Raw genomic sequence first — 18,321 nt, forward strand, 5'->3', positions numbered from 1 at the left:
CGCTGAATGTCAGGGCTGCGTATCCAGCAAATACCGGACCACGGCCGCGTACTCCTGCGCATAGCCATCGATGCTGGTGCTCGCCATACCGGCGTTATCGATCTTGTATTTGCCGGAAACATAAAACGACGGCGTCGCACGCACGTCCAACGCCTTCACCGCCTCATTTTGCTTGGCGATCAAGCCTTTCACCAACAGACTGTGGCGCGCATTTTCATAAGCGGCCGCATCCACGCCGGCGGCGCTGAATACCCGCTGGATATCCTCAACGCTGTTGATGGCGCGCTTCTTTTGCAACTCGTCAAACAGCGGCCCTTCAATTTTATCCTCAATCCCCAGTGCCATCGCCACCGACCAGGCCTCGGTCAGTTCGTTGCCCAGTTTGCCCATCAGGCCAACGTGATATTTAGTCAGTTTACTGCCGGCAGGCAGCGCCTGGCTGACGGTGCTGCCCACGTGGTAGGTATCGGCAAACTGATAACAAGGGCCACAGTAGAAGGAGAAGAATTCCACCACCGCAGGGGCGGAGGCCACCGGCTTATCCAGGCGGGTATATTGTTCGCCTTCGCGATAATCCGCCGCAGTGGCGGCAGGAAGCAATAACATCAGTAGTACAGCGGCGATTAACCGATTCATTTTAGCCAACATAAACACTCCCGTTTCAGATTCGACTATTGTCCCTAACGGCGGTGTTTATAATAAAATTATCGGTTCAAGGCCAGTTTTTATTACCTTCTGTTTATAGAGGATTGACCTGCATCAAAAACGGAGGCCCGGCCTGTTTTCCGTATTTCCCGATTCAGACAAGGTACCTGAAAAAGTCGACGCTTATCGATGCCTTGCTGGAAGACATGTTTTGGCCGACGTATTAACCGGAGTTATCCCAGCCGAATGCCTTTTTCTCTGATTAGAATAATCTTACTTACGGAATCTTTTCGGTTTGCCTACTCTTTCCCTATTGCTAACCCCCGCAGCGGAAGATAATACTAGCCACCTCGATTTAGTTATAAAGGTTATATTATGCGTCGTATTCTGATGTTCATCAGCGCGGTGACTATTAGCGCAATGCTGTCCGGCTGTTTATTCCCACCTCCTGGTGGCGGTGGTGGCGGGCGCGGTGGCCCAGGCGGCCCCGGTTATCATTTTAACGCACCACGTTAAATAACGGCCCCTTTAATAGGGGGCTTAATAAAATATATTTATCAGAACTCAGGATGTAATAATGAAAAGACTGATGATTATCATCACCGCCGTGATGGCGTTAAATAGCGCACAGGTCTTCGCGGCGCAGCAGGTAAATGAACCTAATGAAAAACCGGTAATTCACCAAAATAATAAAAAACTGCATAGCGATAAAATACCGCAAAAGGCGCATCACAATAAAAAACCGATCAAGAAGACGCACGCCCCAGCGCCGGAAAAACGCGCACCAGAGGCACGCTTCGACCGCAACAAGCATTCCGATGATTAAATCTGCGTCAGCGGTCGCTGACGCAGTACGGGAGAGTTAGTTTTTATGCAGCTGAATGCGCACTACGCTTTCCGGTTTGCCGGCTTTGGTGCTTGCGCCATCATTTTTCACCGTTACGAACAGCACATTGTTGCGCGTATCCAGCGCCAGACTGTTAGGGTGCGGCGGCAGTGCCAGGGTTTGCAGGCGCTTGAGGGTGTTCGAATCAAACACCGTCAAGGTGCCGGCACCCTGCTCGACGCGGATCCCATTACGGTTGGCAACGTACACACGTTGGTTGCCGTCGTCCAACAACAGGCCGATCGGCACTTCATCCGTCAGTTCGCTGGCCAGCACCTTGCCGCTGTCCGCATCCAGAGCAAACACCCGGTGCCCGCTGCTGCGCTTGGCGTATTCGTGCTCCAGATGCGTGTTGCGGTAGTCGTCGCGATCGATCCCCTGATCCACCCCTAACAAACGGTTATTCTTGCCGTCATACACCAAATTCAGCAATTGATCCGCCTGGATCTCTTTCGTCGAGGTGATCGCCAGCGTATCGGCATTCAGGGTGATCAGCTGCCCCTGCATGTTGGAGACAAATACCCGTCGCCCTTTCTCATCGAGCGTGATGCCCACCGCGTTATAGCCAAAACCGGGAATGATTTTTTCCAGCTTGTTATTGCGGGTGTCGACCACAAACAGCACGCTATCCACGCCGAACCCCAGCCCCGGCAGGAACAGACGACCGGTCTGCGCGTCATATTTCACCTCGCGGATCCGGTACTGGTAATCCTCGGTGATCTTGAAGCGCTTAAGCTCCTTGAGCAGGAACTCGAGCCGTTTGCCGCTGATGCCCGCTTGTTTGTAGGTCTGCTCAAGCATCGTCTTTTCGGTCACCGGGATACTGCTCAGCGCACGGTTGGTCTGAGTATCCACCACCCCGACCGAGCCGTTGAAACCCTGCGTCAGATACAGCCGTTTACCGGTATCATCCAGCGCCACGCCAAACCCCTTAACCTGCAGTGGGATCTCCGCCTGCACCGCCAGCGTTGCCGGATCCAGGCGCAACACGCGGGAATGCGCCTCTTCCTTCCAGTCCGGCGCGCTGACGAACAGCGACTGCTGGCTCGGGCTGTAGGCCATCTCCACCAACGCAGACGACAGCGGTTGACGCTGGATATCCTCTGGTTTGATCCCGGCATCGCGGGCCTGGGCCGCACCGGCCACCACCAACGAGGTGGCGATCAACAGCGACAGTAAGGCGCGGGGTGTTCCTATTGTTCCAGACATCCGTTTATCTCCTTGAAATAATAAAGCCCGTTAGGGTGAACAACGTCATTCCTGCGGCGCCGGCGACAGGGCCGACAGCGGGATGTCCCCGCCGGCGTGCTGCGCAAAATGTGAGAACACGTGCCGAATGGTACCGGCGATCAGTTCCGCCTGTTGAGCGGTGTAGTGATCGGTGCGGTAGGTCATCATCACGCGCAGGGATTTCACGCCGTCGAGGTTTTCCTCCATCACCTCAAACTGCAGGCCAAGCAGCGATTCGGTTTTTTCCGGCTCTACCTGGCGGTACGCCACCGTACTGCCGTCTTGCAGAGTGAATTCCCCGTTCAGCTTGATGCGGCTGTGGATCTGAATGAACACTTCGAACATGTGATTCTTGCGATCGGCGTGCGCGCCAAACAGCCCCTCCTCCACCAGATCGATCGGGATATCGGTGTAGGGCATCGAGCCGTTGATGGTGTTTTTGACCTGGTCGATCAGCCCCGCCAGCGTCAGCGAGTCAGCGAAACGCACCCGGTGCACGACCACGGTGGTGAAGTAGCCGACGGTGTCGAAGAATTCGGCGTCGTTACGGCCGGAGGTAGAGGTGCCTACCAGCAGGTCCGCCGGGCCGCCAAGCAGGCGCAGGGCGGTAGTAATGCCGGCGTAGACCACGTTGAACAGCGAAGCGTTGTTCTTTCTGGCCTGCGCGAACAGCCCATCCGCCACCGCCGGATCGACGTCGAACTCCAGCCACCCGCCGTTGACATCGGCCTCTGCCGGTACCGCAGGATGGTGTGAAGGCTCCTGCTGGAACACAGGTTGGCCGACCGGTGCATCGCGCAGGTTATCGAGCCAGTAATCCAGGTGCTTTTGCCTGACGCCGCTCGCCTGTTGCTGCCGGGCGAAGGCATAAAACTGCGGCACCTCGGTTTTCCACATCGGCGACTGCCCCGCCACGCGATAGCGGTAGGCAATGCCCAGTTCTTCCATCATCAGGTTCAGCGACCACTCGTCCAGCACCACATGGTGGAACAGCAGCGAGAGCAACTGCCGGCCCGTTGCCGCGTCGCGCAGGAAGGTGGCGCGCAGCGGCAGCTCGGCGGCCAGATTAAAGCGGTGTTCACCGGCTTTGGCCAGCATTTCGCTCGCGTCGCCGGGCGGGGTTTCATGGGAGAAGCGGAACCAGGCATAGTCCGGCAGCTCAAGGACCGGCACCACCTGCTGGCGCACCTCGCCTTGTTGCTCGATAAACAGCGAGCGCAATACGCTGTGACGAACCATCACGTCAATAAACGCCTGGCGCAATGCCTCTTCATCCACAGGGTCGAGGAAGCTGATGGCGAACGGCAGGTTGAAGATTTCGTCGTGACCAAAGGCTTCGTAAACTTTCCACAAAGAGTGCTGCGCCAGTGACAGCGGCGCCTGTATCGCTTCGCCCCGATCCGGCGTGACCCGCTCCGCCACCGGGGCCGCAGCCGCCTGCCGTTTCGCGTAAACCGACAGCCCGCGGGCGGTGGCGTGGCTGAACAGATCGTTAATGTTAAGCTCGATGCGGTGCAGGCTAAGCAACCGACCGATAACGCGGGTCGCCACCAGCGAGTGCCCGCCACGATCGAAGAAATCTTCATCGAGGGTCATCTCCGGCGCAGCCAGCGCGTCGCGGAACTCCGCCAAAATCAGCTGCGCGATCTCTTCATCGACCCCGTCGTCCACCGCCGTACCGCCATCGTCCGACGCCATAGGCCATTCACTGGCGGGAAGCGGCGCTGCCGTTATCCTCTGCCCGGCAAGGGAAGCGACAAACTGTTCCAGCAGGAAAGGCGCGGCATGCGGGGTTAATCTTGGGTCTGCGACCAGCTCCAGCAGCACGGAGTCGGGATCCGGCAGGCTGAGTGCCAGCACCAGTTCAAAGGGGGTATGCAGCGGCGGCAACAACAGGCGCACGGCGCTCACGCCATCGAGCTGCAAAGCCACCGACGGATCCGCCAGCCAGGTCACCCGCAGTTGGGCCAGGGCGGGGTTCGGCTCTTCCGCCGTTTGTTGCGCCAACAGCCTGTTCAATGGCTCAGGGTCATGGTGTTGTAAAGTCAGGCGCTTCAAGCGGGCGGTGTCCGTCCAGCTTTCCAGGCCGATAGCCTCTTGCGCATCCCCCTGCGGCACGCACAGTTGCAGCGGCTGCCCGCCGGCCTGAGCGGAGATAAAGCCGGCGAAACGAACGGCGACCGCCGCCAGCAACTGCGCCGGGTTTTCGGCGGCGGGTAATATCCTGCGCGCAACGCGGGCCGCAATGCGAACACCGGCCTGCGCCAGAATGCCCTCCTGCTGCACGGCCGGACGATAATCCCGCAGCGCCGCCGCATGGCGCGGCCACGGCAGCACCAGATCGGTACTTTCCGGTAATCGCGCATTTACCCCCACCGGCGGCAGATCGGCATATATCGATGCCGGCTCCTGCCGATTATACAGCGCCGACAGGCGGGTCAATAAGTGCCGGCATGACAGCGTTTCAGCCAAAATATCGTGCGCAACCACGCCCAGCACGGCGTTTGCGCCCGTGAACACCAAAAAGCGCAGCGGCGCTTCCCGCGCCAGCTCAAGCGGTGTGGCCTGCGCCTGCAACAAACGGCTGACCGCCTGTTCTTCACTTGTCACCGGTTGAATGCTCACCGGGTTCAGCGGCGCATTGCCGCGCAGCTTGCGCAAACCCAGTTCGTCATCGAAATCATAGCGGACGTCCAGCTCCGGCATCTGCCGCGTAAGGGCCTCCAGCGCACTGACCAACCTGCCGATATCCGGCTCACCGCCCAACCGCCACGCCATCGCCTGTTGGCAGCTGCCGTCTCCCCGCTGCTGGTGGGTGAACCACGCCAGCTCTTCCGCCTCACTCAAAGGCTGCGAGGCATCCACCGCCCGCTCGCCCAGCGTCTTGAACGCCAGATCCAGACGCTGGGCCTCGTCGTCGCTCAGAATATTGTCAAAATAACCGCTCACTGCTCTATCTCCTTGTGTCCGGTCGTACCGGAACGTCGGGGAACGCTTGTCACGAAAAGGGGCGTTTGCACGCCCCACAGGCAACTGACAAAGCCCGTTATCAGAATGTCAGTTCCAATGCGGCGCCGATCATGCGCGGACGCTGCTGGGTCGCGGTATAAACGTCGTTGCCGCTGACCATGACGCGACGTTCCGAGTCAAACAGGTTCTGCGCATACAAGGTGGCGCGGCCATAGGCGAAGGTGTACGCCAGTTGGGTATTCGCCGACCAGTAAGAGCCGATGCGCCCGCGTGAGTCGTTGTCGTACTGCGAGTAGTAGGAGTCCGAGAACGCCACGTTGCCGCTCAGTTCCAAACCGGCCATCAACTGATACTTAGCACCCATGTTGGCGGTATACGCCGGCGCACGCGCCAGCTCGTGCCCATCGACGCCGCTGCCCGAGAACTTCTTGATCTTGGTCTTCAGCAGGCCGACATTACCGAACAGCTCGAAGTCCCAACGCGGCTGCCAGGTCGCCCCCATTTCCGCACCGTAGGTTTCCACCTTGTCGGCATTGCGGATCACGCTGGAGTTCTCACTCAACGAGTAAGGCAGCTGCATGTCCTTGTAGTCGTTGTAGAAAATATTGCTGGTCAGGATGACGTTGGCGTCTTTCAGGTGATGGCGGGAATACAGCTCATAGTTCCAGACATATTCGGAGCCGTAGGTGTAGCTGACCACCGGCGTGCCGATAGTGATGCCGGCGCCGCCGGCGTTATAACCGCGCGCCACTTTGGCACCGTAGGTCTGGGTGTCCGTCGGTTTCCAGGCCAGATCCAGCTTCGGCAGGAACACGTCGTAGGTTTCGTCGAAATCGATACGCACGGCATTGCTGCCACCGTTGCGCCGGCGATGTTCACGTTCCACGCGGCTGGCGGCGGTGATATCCACCTGCGGCGTGATGGCGTAAGTCAGCTCGGCAAAGGCCGAGTTGGTGTCGGTTTTATCCTTGAAGCTGGAACCGCCGAAAATATTAACGAACTCATCCTGCTTGGCGTGGAAATACCGCAACCCCGCCAACCCGCGCAGGCGGCTGTCTGGCCCGCCAAAGCGCGCCACCGGCTCCACATGCACCTCTTTACCGTCGATTTCTGCATACTGAATGTTGTAGGCCGTAGGACGGTTAATGTTGAAGTCGGTGTAAATAACGCGGTTTTCCAGCGTCAGGCTGTCGGATTGCTCCCAGGCCAGATCCCAGACACTGCTGTTGGTGTTGCTTTTAAACACCGCACGACGCGGATCGTGCCGCGGGTTGGTCGGGTGAACCAGCGGGTTAAGGCTCTCGTTTTGCGGTGAGGTGCTGCCAAAATGGTTAAAGGTCAGCTTGGTGGTCAACTCGCGCATACCTGCCGGGTTAAACAACAGTTTGGCGCGAGCGGTAGTGGCTTCAACCTCACGAGGATCGCCGACCGGTTCATAGGCGGGAAGGTCGACATCGCTGCGACGACGCTGGCGATCGACGCTGACGCGGAACGCCAGTTGGTCTTCCACCAGCGGGCCGGAGGCCATGGCGGACAGCTGTGAAGAATGCTGGTTGCCGGCTCCGCCCTTGAAGGCACTTTCCCAGTCGAAAGTCGGATCCTTACTGGTCATCACGATGGCACCGGCAATGGCGTTGCGCCCCTGAATGTAGCTCTGCGGGCCGAGGAACACTTCAACGCGATCCAGATCCCACAGCGACTGCGGACCAAATGCCTGCTCGTTATAGGTCAGAGAGCGGCCGTCCATTGACAGATTGAGGCGCGGGCGGGTGCCGCTGAGGAAAGCATTGGCGCCGACGTTCGGGCCGGAGCCGTCGATGCCGCGCACGGTCGGCAAATTGTTGCCAATACCCAAATCGACCACGTTGGGGGTCATACGCAGCAAATCGGTGACCTGCAACGCATTCGGCATGGCAGAAATCCGTTCGCTGTCGAACACTTGCACGCTGGAGCCGGTATCGAAAATGGTGCGTTTAATTTTTTCGCCGGTAACCAGCAGACTTTCAGAGTCCTGCCAATTATCTTTACGTTTGCCGTCGGCGGCTTCCTGCACCTTATCGTCCGACACTGCTGCGTTAACGTTACCCACAGACACAGAACAAAGCCCTAAAAAGAGTGAGGAAAATGCCCCCATGGCCCGTAAGCCTGCTTTTCCCTTGTTTCCTACGATTTTATGCCTTTGAGCCGCTGAATGCTTGCTCATAGATGTATTCTCCTTTCATCCCAGATGCACAAAAATTTGATTGTTTTCACATAGGTAACGACGTTGACACTCACACTAACACTGGCATTGCAGCCTTCCTGGCCTTGCTATTGCCTATCCCTGTAGCAGACGGCCTCCCCCCAGGCGCACAGCGGGCGGATGCAGTATTTTTGTCTGGAAACGTAAAGAAATGTTAATAATGATAATATTTTACATATTTTAATGCAAATCATTATCAATAAGGAGGGTGGGCATGCTCAAACAGAAACTGGAGGGATGAACAAAAAAACGTTTTTTCTGTCATTTAAAATCGCAATAATTTCTTTAAAAATTAATACAAAACATAATTATATCAAAATACCCCATTTGCCTTTCAGGGACGGTATTTGCCCTGACCTTAATGACGAGTTCGTTTTACAATAACAAATAAAAATAGTAATAATTTTCATTCCCATTAACATTGACATATATTCTTCCCGTCTCTAAATACTGATGGAAACCCAATGAAAGCGTTGACCACGATGCAGGCTGCCTACTGGGTGGGCCGGCAATCCGAAGCGCCGCTGGGGGGCGTCTCCGCCCACCTGTATGCGGAATTTAACGGCTGCGACCTGGATGTCGAACGACTGAGACAGGCCGTGACCGCCCTTTATTTGCACCACCCGATGCTGCGCCTGCGCATCACGCCGGACGGTCAACAGACCATTGATGCCTGTGGTCCGCACCATTGCCTGCATATCGACGACTTCCGCCACACTGGCGCCCCCGAGGCAGCCAACGCGCTGAGCGCCAAACGCCGGCAAAAAAGCAGTCAAAAGCTACCGTTGGAACAGGGCATTCCCTGTGATATCAGCCTCAGCCTGCTGCCGGAAGGCCACAGCCGACTGCATGTGGATTTGGACATGATCGCCGGCGATGCCATGGGGTTTCGCGTATTGATGGAAGATCTGGCGCGTTTTTATCACCACTGCCCGGCCGCCCCAGACAACGACGGCGTGCCCTATTTTGACTATCTGGATCGGCACCAAGCCGACGCGGAGTTGCAGCAGCGGCGGGCCCGCGCTCAGGCCTGGTGGCGCGAACGCCTGGCGCAGCTGCCACCTGCGCCCCACCTGCTGCGCGCACCGGAACGCTGCCAGAGCGATCGACTGGCGCTTCAACTGAGCGCAACAGAGGCTCAAGCGCTGGCCGATGCCGCCAAAGCGCACCGCGTCACGCTTTCCTCCCTGTTTCTGGCGCTGTTTGCCGTTACCGTCGGCCACGGTTGGAACCTGCGACGCTTCCGGCTCAACGTGCCGCTATTCCATCGGGACGCGGAAGGCGTAGAGGGCATCATTGGCGACTTCTCCAATTTGGTGCTGCTCGGCGTGGAACTTAATCCGGCGGAAAATTTGCCTGCCTTCTGCCGCCGCCTGATGGATCACCTGGCGGAATTGCTCGCCCATGCCGACTACCCGGGCGTGAGCGTGATGCGTGACCTGTCGCGCCTGCACGGCAGCATGCAACCTTCGCCGGTGGTGTTCACCGCCGGTTTCGGCATCCGTGGCAAAGCGCTGTTTTCCGACCAGGTCACCCGTACCTTCGGCCCGCTGGACTGGGTGATTTCCCAGGGCCCGCAGGTCGCGCTGGACGCCCAGGTGGCGCACGCCAACGGCGGTATTTTGATCAACTGGGATCTGCGGCTGGATGCCTTCCCGGACCGGTTGCCGCAGCAGCTGTTTGCCACCTACAGCGCTCTGTTGCAGCAGGCGGCGCGCCACCCCGACAGTTTCAGGCGGCCATTGGCGCAGTTGCTGTCACAGTGCTTACCGGAAACCCAGGCCCCGGTACGCCAGCTGCTGCACCGGTTGTTGGCGCGCGTAGCGCCGGGTGTCAGGCTGCGCGACGGTGACGACATCACCGCCCTGCCAGTGCCGGAAGCCGCGTTGTTCGCCCTGCTCGGGGTGCTCAATAAATACCTGCCGGTCGCCTTGACCCCGCAAGATCTCGCGGCCCACCCCACTCCGGCCACGCTGGCCGCGTTGATCTGCGAGCGTGACCTCAACGCCGCCGAAGGTGCGCAGATGCTGCTGAAGGTGCTGGCGCCTCAGGCCTGATATCGGTTTCGGGCGCGTAGCCTTACGCACCCTGCATTCTTTTTCATCGGTTAGCGACAATAGGGAAATACCATGGAGACACCATTAACCGCGCTGCAGCGGGCTTACCTCCTCGGCCGCAGCGAACAGTGGCCGCTCGGCGGCGTGGCGATGCACGATTTCCGCGAATACCGCGGCCAGCGGCTGGATCTGGTACGGCTGGAAAACCGGCTGGCCGAACTGGTGCAACACTATCCCGCGCTGCGTACCTGCCTCGATCCCCAACGCTTCACCCAGCGCGTACGGCCGGAAACCACGCTGAACCTGGATCGGCATGACCTGCGTTCGCTGGGCCAGGATGCAGCGCAGCAACGGCTGGCCACCCTGCGCGATCAATATTCGCACCAGCGCCACGATCCCGCGCAGCCGCTGTGGCGCATTGCCGCCATTCAACTGCCGGAGATGCAGGACGCCAGCGGGCGCTACGACACCCTGATTTTCACCAGCTTCGACGCGCTGATCCTCGATGGCCAGGGCATCGCCACCCTGATTGCCCGGCTGTTCGATGACGCGCCGTTGCCGCCAATCGTACCGGTCAACCCGCCGGCTGCCGCCCCAGCAGAACAACGCCAGGCCGACGCCGCCTATTGGCAGACCAAACTGCAGGACGTCACCACGCCGTCGGCGTTGCCGTGGCGCGCCCCGCTGGCCAACATCAAAAGCTCTCGCTACCGGCGCGCCAGCCTGGCCCTGCCGCGCGACGTGCTAAAAGCCTTCTCACGCCTGGGCTCTGCCCATTCGCTGCTGCGCAACAGCGCCCTTTCGGCGGTGATCCTCGATACGCTGGCGCAGTGGACCACCGACGGCGAGTTGTGCGTGGGCGTGCCGGTGGCGTTTCCTGCGGCAGGCGGCTCGCTCGGCAACGCCTCTAGCTTTGTGGCCGTGCGTTATTCGCGCGAGGGCGGTACCTTTGTCAGCCGTGCGCAGGCACTGCAAGACGACATACTGGGCGCGCTCGACCACCTGACGTTTTCCGGCGTCGATCTGGCGCGGCAGCTGCTGAACCGCAGCCAGGGCGCCCCGGCGCTGCCGGTCATTCTCACCAACTGCCTGAGCTGGGAGACGCTGCCGGCCGGCGCACCGGTACGCTACCACGACGGCCTGACCCAGACGCCGCAGGTCGCGATCGACATCCGTTTGACGCAGGACGCCGACAAAAATCTGCACCTGTGCGTCGATTACGCCGAACAGGCACTGGACGGCGAACAGGTGCAGGCAATGCTGGACGCCCTGCAACGCCGCGTGGTGCAAATGTGCCAGGACGGCGATCTGGAGATCCCCCCGGCGCGTTTTATCGATTATCGACACTATCGCCATAACCACGGCGAAACGGCATTCACCGCTTATCCCTACCTGGCGCAGTTGGCCGAACGGTTGTTCACCGATCCACAGCCGCGACCGGCGCTGATCTGCGATGAGCAGACCCTGTCTTACCCTGAGTTGGGTCGCCAGGTCGGGGCCGTGATCGCCAACCTGCAACGGCGCAATCTGGGGCGCGGCAGCGTGCTGGCGCTGTATCTGGCGCGCAGCCCGGAACAGGTGACGGTCTCCCTGGCCTGTGCGCTGCTGGGGATTATCTGGGTACCGATCGACATCAACTCACCGCCGGAACGCACCGCCTATCTGCTGAGCAACTGCCGGCCGGATCTGGTGGTGCATCAGGGCGAGCTGGATACCCCGCACGGGGTGACGCCGACAGCGTTGCTCGATCCGGCCGCGGGCACGCCTGAACTGCCGGGTGACCAGACGCTGACGGAACGCAGCGCAAGCACCGAAGCAAGCTATTACCTGTATACCTCCGGCACCACCGGCAAACCCAAATGCGTGGTGCTCAACAACCGCGCCACCGCCAACGTGGTTGGTCAGACGCTGCAACGCTGGGCGGTCACCGCCGATGATGTGTTTATCTCCGTGACGCCGCCGCACCACGATATGTCGATGTTTGACCTGTTCGGCTCGCTCAGCGCCGGCGCGACGCTGGTTTTGCCCGCGCCGCATCAGGAAAAAGACGCCATCAGTTGGAACCAGCTGGTGGAGCGCCACCGCGTCAGCCTGTGGTGTTCCGTGCCTGCCATCCTGGAAATGCTGCTCACCTGCAAAACGGCCGACAGCCTGCGCTCGCTGCGGCTGGTGGCTCAGGGTGGCGATTACATCAAACCGGCGACGGTACAGACGTTGCGTAGCCTGCGCCCGGACATTTGCCTGTTCTCACTCGGCGGCCCGACGGAAACCACCATCTGGAGCATCTGGCACCCGATTGCAGCGCAGGACACCGGCACCGTGCCCTACGGCCGGCCATTGCCGGGCAACCAATACTTTATTTGCCACGACGACGGCACGCACTGCCCGGCCGGCGTGGTGGGCCGCATTCATACGGCGGGGGTGAATCTGGCGTTAGGTTATCTGGAAGACGGCGAAGTGAAGCAACATGACTTCGTCCAACTGGATGGCCCCGACGGGCAACCGCTGCGGGCCTTCCGCACCGGCGATCAGGGCTACTATCGCCCGGACGGCAATATCCTGTTCGCCAGCCGGGTGAACGGCTATGTGAAAATCCGCGGCGTGCGCGTGTCACTGCCGGAGATTGAAGACGTGCTGCGTGGGCATGAAGCCATTCTGGACATCGTGGTAGTGGATTATCCGAGCGGGGAAAATGCCGAATCGACGCTGGGCGCGATGTACCTTACCCACGACGGCAAGCCGCTGTCGCTGGCCGAGATTCGCGCCTTTTCGACCGGCTATCTGCCTTGTACTCATATCCCGACGCGCTTTATCCACGCCGAAGCGCTGCCGCTCTCCGGCAATGGCAAAACCGACCGTCACGCGATCCGCACCGCGCTCGGTGCCGGGCGGGCGGCTCCCGGGTTGAACGCCTGTGCGGCACCGTTGCCGAGCGCACCGCCGGCGCAGAGCGGCAAAATTCTGGCCATCTATCTGCAGGCCATCGGCGCGGCGCCGCGTCCTGAGTGGGGGGAAGAAACGGCCTTTATCGCCATGGGGCTGAAACTGCCGCACATTCGCCAGGTGGCCGCACAGCTTAACGACGCCTTTGGTACCCAGCTGCCGCCAACGGTGCTGATCCCCTGCAAAAATGCGCGCGAGGTCGCAGCGCTGCTGGCGCGCTAAGCGCCATTCCCCTATGGGCAGGGTCATACCCTGCCCGCTTTCTTCAGGCGGGCACCACCAGCTCGCCGATCGCCCTCTCCAACGCCTCTTCCCGTAAAGCGCGCTGCAAAAAGCCCTGCAGGGCGCTACCGTAGCCGGCCGCGCCAGCTGCGGGGAACTGCTGCACAAAGACATCAATATCCAAATGCAGATCGCCGGCGTCAGTGCCGCCGCGGAAGATCAGATTAATCCCGTCGCCGGCACCGCCTGCCAGCACCCGGCGCGTACTGGCGCAGCCGCTGAAACCGGCCGGATCAAACGGCTGAACGTTGATAAACGGGGAAATAAACAAACGAGAGACGGGCGTCACGCCGCGATCGGTAGCCATCTGCCGCAGGCGATAACCGGCGTGGCTGCGCAATTCACGCAACGTCTGCGTCACGCCGGACAGGAAATGCCCCAGCGTCTCTTCCGCATGCAGTGAAACCAAAAACGGCAGCGTATTGACCGCCAAAGCCGGCGTATTGGTCGCTTTGCTGCTGCGACGATTCATCGCCGGCATCCACAGAGTGCGCGTATTCCCCTTATCATGCGGTAAAGGCGGCAACGTAAAAAACAGCCAGGCCGCGGACAGAGCCAGCAGCAGATCGGGCCAGCCGATGCCGCAGCGTTCGGACAACAGACGCAGCCGCCGTGAAATATCCTCCGGCAGCGGAGTACTGGTGCTCAGGCATTTCACGCCATATTCCCGGCCGCCTTTACGCACCGTCGGCAGCACCTGCGACAGCGGTAAATAACGCTGCCAGAACCGGCGATCCTTGTCGCAGCGTTCGGAAGACCCGTAGGCCAACTCATGCTGCTGGAAGGCGCTGAACGCGCCCAATGCTTGTCCCGCCGTGCCCTTGCCGAGAAAATGTGCGTACAACGTAGCGCAGCGATGCTCGACCAGCGCCATGCCGTAACCATCGATAATGATATGGTGAGCACGCAGGTACCAGATATAGCGCGCCGGCCCCAAAGTGAGCAGCCACACGGCCGCCATCGGTTGAGTATGCAGATCCATCGGCTGCGCGGCATCGGCCTGCATCAACCGCATCGCGGCCTGATAAGGGTCTGGATATTCCTGCAAATCAATACGCTTCAGGCGCGGGACCCGTTCGGGATCGTAGCGCTGCATCGGCCACCGATCTCCTCTGCGGGTATCAAACCGTAGCGCAAACGCCTGCGTTTCCGCGACAGTGAAGGTTATCGCCCGACACAACGCCGCCTCATCCACCGCTCCGCGCAATTCCGTAACGTGAGCGACGGTGGAAAAAGGCTGCCCGGGGTGCAAGATAAACTCCTCCCAGAAGTCTAACTGTGCCGGCGACAGCGGCAGCCATTCCGTAGCCAAAAGGGTTTCCGACATGTTACCTACCTTTGATATGCGACGTGGATACCAGAAAGACGGCAGCCGCAACGCGCTGAAAGTGTTTCAATACAGTTACAAATGAAAATGATAATAACACTTATTATCATTTTCATAAATATAGGGCAACAGGTTAATGCGCGTCGGGTAAGGAGGCTATCGAGGTAAAAAACGTTTGCCGACGACGGTGGGAATGTGGGCGATCAGCGTAATAACCGGAAAGGAATCCGCTACCACCCGTTCCCAGATCCGCAAAGCCTCATTATAGTTAAGCCGGGGGCTGCCTAAATGCCACTGCGGCGGCAGTGTCCCCCATCAACCTGAGGGAGCTACCACTTTTATGCTTTTAAAACAAACAACTGCAGGCCTGCTATTGGCGGGAACCAGCCTGTTGGCGGCGGGCAGCGCGCTGGCGGCTTCCGATACGCTGGTCTATTGCACGGTCGCCTCGCCGGAGTCTTTCAATCCGCAGCTCGCCAGCTCCGGGCCGACTTTTATCGCCACCTCGCAGGTGCTGTATAACCGCCTGCTGACGCTGCGCGAAAGTGATAAAACCCCTGCCCCCTCGCTGGCCACCGAGTGGACCATCAGCCCGGATGGCAAAACCTACACCTTTACGCTGCGCAAGGGCGTGAAATTCAACAGCAACAAATACTTCACGCCGACGCGCGACTTCAACGCCGAGGACGTGGTGTTCACCGTCATGCGCCAAAAAGACGCCAATCATCCGTACCACAAGGTGTCCGGTGGTAACTACGAGTACTTTACCGACACCGGGCTGGATAAGCTGATTACCAACGTCGAAGCGGTGGATAACGACCACGTGCGCTTTACGTTGAGCCAGCCCAACGCCGCGTTTTTGGCTGACTGGACGATGGATTTCGCCTCGATGCTTTCCGCAGAATACGCCGACGCCATGCTGAAGAAAGGCACGCCGGAGTACGTGGATAACTGGCCTATCGGCACCGGTCCGTTCGCGCTGCAGCAGTACAAGCAAGACTCGCTGATCCGTTACGTGGCCAATCCTCACTATTGGCAAGGCGAGGTAGCCAGCAAACACCTGATCTTCTCCATCACGCCGGATGCGCAGACCCGGGTGGCCAAGCTGAAAACCAATGAGTGCCAGATCATTCCCGCCCCGCTGCCGGAGCAGTTCGACGCCATCAAGAGCGACAAAAACCTGCAACTGCACAATATCAACGGCCTGAACGTCGGCTACCTGGCGTTCAACACCCAGAAGAAACCTTTTGATAATGTGCTGGTTCGCCAGGCGCTGAGCTATGCGGTGGACAAGAAGGCGATTGTCGCGGCGGTGTTCAAAGACAGCGGTACAACGGCCAATTCGGTGCTGCCACCGGCGATGCTCGGCTACAATCCGAAACTGCAAGACTATGCCTACGATCCGCAGAAGGCCCGTGATCTGCTGAAACAGGCCGGGCTGGAAAAAGGCTTTGAAACCGACATCTGGTCGATGCCGGTGGCGCGGCCATACAACCCTAATTCGCGGCGCATTGCCGAGATGATCCAGAGCGACTGGGCGAAAGTGGGCGTGAAGGCCAAAATCGTCACCTGGGAATGGGGCCAGTACCTGGCCGGGCTGCGCAAAGGGGAACAGCAGAGCGCGCTGTATGGCTGGATGTCGGATAACGGCGACCCGGACAATTTCGCCACGTTGCTCGGCTGCGCCGGCGTACAAACCGGTGCCAACATCGCCCGCTGGTGCGACAAGGGCTACGATCGGTTGATCCAAAAGGCGATTCAGGTGAGCGCCCCGGCAGAACGCGCCAAGCTTTATCAGCAGGCGCAGGTGATTTTTGCCGAACAGGCCCCGCTGCTGCCGCTGGCTAACGGCAAGGTGTTCTACGCCACCCGCAGCAACGTCAGCGGTTATGTGGTTGACGTGAACGGCAGTGATTTCGCCAAGGCGAAAGTGAATTAAAACGAAGCGCCGGGATAAATTCAAACCCGGCGCTTTCCTCTCCTGTGACATTTCGTTACCCTCAACGCCTATCGGATCTCAGGTAAACAAGGCAAATCCAGTGCAGAAAACATTTATGCCGATGCAGATCCGTCTGCACTGGCTGGTCGCTATCCTGTTGGTCATCACCTGCACCACGATTGAGCTGAGAGGCTTTGCCGAACCGGGCACGCCGCTGTGGTATCTGCTGGTGGTCACCCACTTCAGCTGCGGGGTGACGGTTTTCGTCTTGATGATCGCCCGCCTGATCCTGCGCTGGCGTCACGCCTCCCCCGCCATCAGCCCGATGCCGCCAAAATGGCAAACCGGCGCGGCGCATCTGGTGCATACCCTGATTTACCTGCTGCTGCTGACGCTGCCGGTTCTGGGCGTCTATTCCCGCTATCTGGGCGGCAAGGAGTGGTTTTTGTTTGGCCTGCCGATGCCGTTTGCCGAGATTGCCGACCGGCCGCAGGCGCGGACGATTATCGGCTGGCACAAGACGCTGGCCGCTTTCGGCTATTGGCTGATTGGCTTGCACGCCGCTGCAGCGCTGATTCATCATTATGCCTTTAAGGACAATACTTTGGTGAGAATGCTGCCGCTATTTAAAAAGCGTTAACCCAGGGGTAACAAGATAATAATAAGCATGTATATATAAGCCAATGGAAATAATCTACTGGCTTATTAATTCCACTATAACTTCGATAAAATAAAAATTTCACCCATCGAGTTGTATCTATCCCGGATATTGACTAAGGTTATCCATACAGTTCATATTCCCGAAAGTTAATAACAACAATCATAATCCAGTTTATTTAAAATTTATGCCCCCATCTTAAAAACGCCAGTTATTTTTCTGGGCAGCGATGTTATGCCATGTGTTCATACAAGGCGATTCAGTGCTGTCCATGATTTCAGTAATTAAATTTAATCGACTACACACACGGGAAATTCAATATGGATTTCCCATTCATAAAGGCTGGAGAAAAGTAATGAAAATAATGACTGGCATTATTCTACCCACGGTTGCGGCCCTCGTTTTTTCCGGTATGGCGCAAGCGGAAGACAGCGTAAAACCTATGACCGGCAAAGCGCAGGTGACGTTGGAACATGTGCACGCCGTGCAAGAAAATGGCAGCCCCGCGCCCCAGCACGATGCCGCCTGTATGAAACAGCTTTCGACACCCGAATCCAAATATGTCGGGATGAAAGTGAGCAGCGAATACACCATCGACACCGCTTCGTTAATGATGTCCGCAAAGTCCATGTTGCCCTCACCGAATACCTTGCAGCCGCTAGAACTTACGGTTGATTTATCCCCGTTAGGCATGGCGGGTGTTTATGCGTTTGGTGCATTCAAACCGAGCTCTTTGCCACAGGATTATGTTTACTTCACTGTCGACAAAGACTATAAAAACCCGGTCAGCACCTTTATGATCATTAATAAAGATGAGAAATATAACTGCGTAATTTCCAGTTCCAATCAGGCAATGAGCGAAGAGCAACGCAGCCATCTTGTGGTTAAGCAATAGCGTAATAATAATGGGGGCTGTGGATAGTTAACTGCCCTACCCCCATATTTTCATCTGCTGTTTTCGTCCGCGTTAAGTTAAATAGTACCGAATTCTCATGCAGAATGACCGCCCTACTCATCCTTATACACAGGTTCAGAGTATCTTGAAGGCCATATCTCCGCAGGAGGCAGATCCAAAGCTTCGGCTATCTGCTTGTTATCTGATGCGCCTACCATCCCATTTTGGAATAATGGCAGATATTCGA

The 18,321-nt window shown here is 58.4% G+C and carries 12 protein-coding genes; 6 read left to right on the top strand and 6 right to left on the bottom strand.

The window, feature by feature from the left end:
- Window positions 1-9 precede the first annotated feature (9 nt).
- Window positions 10-648 carry a DsbA family protein gene (locus tag V2S86_RS14875; RefSeq protein ID WP_330763021.1) on the bottom strand — a complete coding sequence of 213 codons (639 nt, stop codon included), beginning with the start codon at window positions 646-648 and terminating at the stop codon, window positions 10-12.
- Window positions 649-1,222: 574 nt separating this feature from the next.
- Between V2S86_RS14875 and V2S86_RS14880 the strand changes: the two genes are divergently transcribed.
- Window positions 1,223-1,471 carry a hypothetical protein gene (locus V2S86_RS14880; RefSeq protein WP_330763022.1) on the top strand — a complete coding sequence of 83 codons (249 nt, stop codon included), beginning with the start codon at window positions 1,223-1,225 and terminating at the stop codon, window positions 1,469-1,471.
- Between the two features lie 36 nt (window positions 1,472-1,507).
- On the opposite strand, the gene V2S86_RS14885 is transcribed toward V2S86_RS14880, so the two are convergent.
- The 3 genes from V2S86_RS14885 to V2S86_RS14895 form a co-directional block, all read right to left on the bottom strand.
- The gene (locus V2S86_RS14885; RefSeq protein ID WP_330763023.1) at window positions 1,508-2,740 is read right to left on the bottom strand and encodes a YncE family protein; all 1,233 of its coding nucleotides are present in this window, start codon (window positions 2,738-2,740) and stop codon (window positions 1,508-1,510) included.
- Between the two features lie 45 nt (window positions 2,741-2,785).
- Complete coding sequence (locus V2S86_RS14890; RefSeq protein WP_330763024.1) at window positions 2,786-5,710, bottom strand: condensation domain-containing protein; 2,925 nt, start codon at window positions 5,708-5,710, stop codon at window positions 2,786-2,788.
- A gap of 100 nt (window positions 5,711-5,810) precedes the next feature.
- Window positions 5,811-7,934 carry a TonB-dependent receptor gene (locus V2S86_RS14895; RefSeq protein ID WP_330763025.1) on the bottom strand — a complete coding sequence of 708 codons (2,124 nt, stop codon included), beginning with the start codon at window positions 7,932-7,934 and terminating at the stop codon, window positions 5,811-5,813.
- Window positions 7,935-8,437: 503 nt separating this feature from the next.
- Between V2S86_RS14895 and V2S86_RS14900 the strand changes: the two genes are divergently transcribed.
- Complete coding sequence (locus V2S86_RS14900; protein WP_330763026.1) at window positions 8,438-10,030, top strand: condensation domain-containing protein; 1,593 nt, start codon at window positions 8,438-8,440, stop codon at window positions 10,028-10,030.
- Window positions 10,031-10,102: 72 nt separating this feature from the next.
- A complete protein-coding gene (locus tag V2S86_RS14905) occupies window positions 10,103-13,195 on the top strand; it encodes an amino acid adenylation domain-containing protein (RefSeq protein WP_330763027.1) in 3,093 nt (1,030 codons plus the stop codon).
- A gap of 43 nt (window positions 13,196-13,238) precedes the next feature.
- On the opposite strand, the gene V2S86_RS14910 is transcribed toward V2S86_RS14905, so the two are convergent.
- The gene (locus V2S86_RS14910; protein WP_330763028.1) at window positions 13,239-14,582 is read right to left on the bottom strand and encodes a condensation domain-containing protein; all 1,344 of its coding nucleotides are present in this window, start codon (window positions 14,580-14,582) and stop codon (window positions 13,239-13,241) included.
- Between the two features lie 340 nt (window positions 14,583-14,922).
- Between V2S86_RS14910 and V2S86_RS14915 the strand changes: the two genes are divergently transcribed.
- The 3 genes from V2S86_RS14915 to V2S86_RS14925 all read left to right on the top strand — a co-directional run bounded on the left by V2S86_RS14915 (window position 14,923) and on the right by V2S86_RS14925 (window position 18,074).
- Window positions 14,923-16,521, top strand: a complete 1,599-nt coding sequence (locus V2S86_RS14915) for an ABC transporter substrate-binding protein (protein WP_330763029.1) — start codon at window positions 14,923-14,925, stop codon at window positions 16,519-16,521.
- A gap of 115 nt (window positions 16,522-16,636) precedes the next feature.
- A complete protein-coding gene (gene cybB, locus V2S86_RS14920; protein ID WP_081304059.1) occupies window positions 16,637-17,161 on the top strand; it encodes a cytochrome b561 in 525 nt (174 codons plus the stop codon).
- A 373-nt stretch (window positions 17,162-17,534) separates the two neighbouring features.
- Window positions 17,535-18,074 carry a hypothetical protein gene (locus V2S86_RS14925; protein ID WP_330763030.1) on the top strand — a complete coding sequence of 180 codons (540 nt, stop codon included), beginning with the start codon at window positions 17,535-17,537 and terminating at the stop codon, window positions 18,072-18,074.
- 113 nt (window positions 18,075-18,187) lie between these two features.
- On the opposite strand, the gene V2S86_RS25475 is transcribed toward V2S86_RS14925, so the two are convergent.
- Entirely contained in the window at window positions 18,188-18,292 is a 105-nt protein-coding gene (locus V2S86_RS25475; RefSeq protein ID WP_442995981.1) for a helix-turn-helix domain-containing protein, read from the bottom strand.
- Window positions 18,293-18,321 lie beyond the last annotated feature (29 nt).

This window comes from Serratia sp. C2(1), from assembly GCF_036352655.1.
Classification (GTDB): Bacteria; Pseudomonadota; Gammaproteobacteria; order Enterobacterales; family Enterobacteriaceae; genus Serratia; species Serratia inhibens.